Source organism: Nocardia sp. NPDC005745 (genome assembly GCF_040630775.1).
GTDB lineage: Bacteria > Actinomycetota > Actinomycetes > Mycobacteriales > Mycobacteriaceae > Nocardia.
In genome coordinates, this window is the sequence record NZ_JBEXYF010000088.1 from 1 (window position 1) to 2,440 (window position 2,440).

The 2,440-nt window shown below is 67.0% G+C and carries 3 protein-coding genes; 2 read left to right on the top strand and 1 reads right to left on the bottom strand.

Annotation, left to right across the window (positions count from 1 at the left end; genetic code table 11):
- Both ABZ420_RS35915 and ABZ420_RS35920 read left to right on the top strand, forming a co-directional pair.
- Positions 1 to 455 (top strand): phage tail tip lysozyme (locus ABZ420_RS35915; protein WP_357132643.1); only part of this gene is annotated, 455 nt, incomplete at its 5' end.
- A 447-nt stretch (positions 456 to 902) separates the two neighbouring features.
- Entirely contained in the window at positions 903 to 2,060 is a 1,158-nt protein-coding gene (locus tag ABZ420_RS35920; protein WP_357132646.1) for a transglycosylase SLT domain-containing protein, read from the top strand.
- A gap of 9 nt (positions 2,061 to 2,069) precedes the next feature.
- Here ABZ420_RS35920 and ABZ420_RS35925 read toward each other — a convergent pair.
- A partial coding sequence (locus ABZ420_RS35925) for a C40 family peptidase (RefSeq protein ID WP_357132649.1) occupies positions 2,070 to 2,440 on the bottom strand: 371 nt, incomplete at its 5' end.

A 2,440-nucleotide genomic window follows, 5' to 3' on the forward strand; every position in this document is an offset into this window, starting at 1 on the left:
CCGGCGGCGCCGACAACATTCCCGGGGGCTCGAACGCCAATCCGGCGGACGTCTATCGCTACCTCATATCGAAACATGGACTCACGCCTGCGCAGGCTGCGGGGATCGTGGGCAATATCCAGGTCGAGTCGGGTTTCAAGACCAGCGCGTACAACTCGGGCGAAGGCGCTATCGGTCTGTGTCAGTGGCGGGGTGGGCGACGGCAGGCCCTGGAGCGGTTCGCGGCAGCTCGCGGGAAGCCGGTCACCGACTGGAAGGTCCAGGTCGATTTCATGATGGCCGAATTGCGCAGCAATGAATCCACCGCGTATGGATATCTCCGGGCCGCACAGACGCCCGCTTACGCGGCGGCGGTCTTCGACCAGTATTACGAAAGAAGCTCCGGTGAGGCGAGAGGGCAGCGCATCGCCTACGCCAATAGCATTGCCTCGGCGATGCGCAACGTCGCCGTTTGACGTCGCCCGGCCTTCGCCGGTCGCTCGGTGCGCTCTACCGCCGAGGCGCCTCGCGGTCGCGTGCCGAAACCGGGGCACTGGTATTCCCGCAAGCGGGAACAGGCGGGGCCGTGCTCGAGAGATATCTCTATTAAGCTGCGGATACGTTTCGGAACGAGTGCCGGGGAAGAGGCATTCCGAGTCGGGTGAGCCGACAGCCGGGCAAGGCGGCATGAGTTCACCGCGTCGGCGTGGATTGCTACGTCGGCCCTGAATTCTTCCGGCTCCAGCACGCGCTGATCGTGTCCGGCGATCGGTAGCGCGTACCGGGGCGTCCGGCGGAAGGTGAATCGTGGCTGCCTCTGTGATCACCGTTCGTAGTGTCCGCGCGCATCGGGGGAACTGATGGCTCCGACGGATCGCACTCCGCCCGAGCGGGATTCCGATGATGCCGGCGATCCTCGCGACATGCGTGCGAGCACCACCACCACCACCGCGCCGCGCCGCCCCGCCAAGTCCGCGACGCGCGGTGCCCCCACCCCGATCCCGCGGGCGCAGGCAGGTGCGCCGATCGCCGCGCCGGCCGGCGCGACGGCTCAGGGACGCACCCAGAATTCACCGTCGGCATCCGAGACAACTGCTGCCTCGGGCTCCGCTTCCCTTCCGCGCTCGGACGCGCTCGGCATGGCCGGTTCGTCGATGCCGATGGCAGCCGCGGCGATGGGCGCGTTGGCCGCCATCGCGGCCCAGTACGGTGACGGCTCCCCGGCCGCCGTGACGGGAAAGCCCTACGCGCCACCCGATGTCGACGCCGCCCGGCCGAGCGGCCCCGTGGTGTGGGACGGTGCACTCGGCTCGCAGTACACCGCGAGCAGCCAGAATCGCGCTCGCCATGGCAATGCGACGCAGTCGATGAACGCCGAACTCGAGCGCATTCTCAGCGGCGCGGTCGACAGCACCACACAGGGGCGCGCCGCGATCGGAGCGATAATCGCCGAGGTGAACACCGCCCTGACCGCCCTCGGCAATGTCCAGGACGCCAACGCGAGCAGGCAACTGGTGATCTCCACTCTCGAAAACGCCTTGCAGCGCGCGGGAACAGTGCTGGGGCAGGGGCAGGCCGCGACGGTGCTCACCGCCGATCGGGTGGCGGCGCTGGCCGACAGCTACCTGCGCGAATCGCGGCCGGCCCAGCCGCACAGACCTCGCCGCACGTCGCACTCCGGCATGCGGGCACCCAGTGGCGGGCCGCCGCGCACACGGCCGTCCGGCCAGCAGGGTCAATGGATCAACGAAGCGTTACAGGTGTTGCGACAGCACGGCTACGACACGCGCCAGATCGATCCGGCCGATATCGCGGCGATCATCCAGCACGAATCCGGTGGCAACCCGAACGCCATCAATCTCTGGGACAGCAATGCCGCGGCGGGAATCCCCTCGAAAGGGTTGATGCAGACCATCGATCCGACGTTCAACGCGTATTCCGTTCCGGGGCACCGTGATATCTGGAATCCGGTGGACAACATCGTCGCGGGCGTGCGCTATGCCATCGAGCGATACGGATCGGTCGGCAATGTGCCCGGGATCGTGCAGATGCGGGGTGGCGGCTCGTATGTGGGGTATTGAGCCGGACGGTCATGCCCAGCGGGCGGCCGCGTAACTGCTGGGCAGTTTCCGGTATTGAACGTGGCCACCGGTATGCGGAGCCTCGACGCACATGCCGTTGCCGATATACATGATCACATGGCCGGGATTGTTCGCCCCTTTGAACGATTCGGACGGGAATATGAGGTCACCGGGCTTGATGTCCCGTGGATTCACCTTGGGCAGTGTCCGGTATTGATCCGCCGCGACTCGTGGAATTCGCACACCGGCGGCGGCCGCCGCGTATTGCATCAGGCCCGAGCAGTCGAAAGCGTTCGGCCCCTCCGCACCGAAGACATACGGGTCACCGAGCTGGGCGAGGGCCACCTGGATCGCCTTCGCGGCTGCTCCGGTCGCACCGC

What these genes read in the sequence shown, in the direction of transcription:
- ABZ420_RS35920 (WP_357132646.1), top strand. Translation starts at nt 903, where the DNA reads ATGCGTGCGAGCACCACCACCACCACCGCGCCGCGCCGCCCCGCCAAG.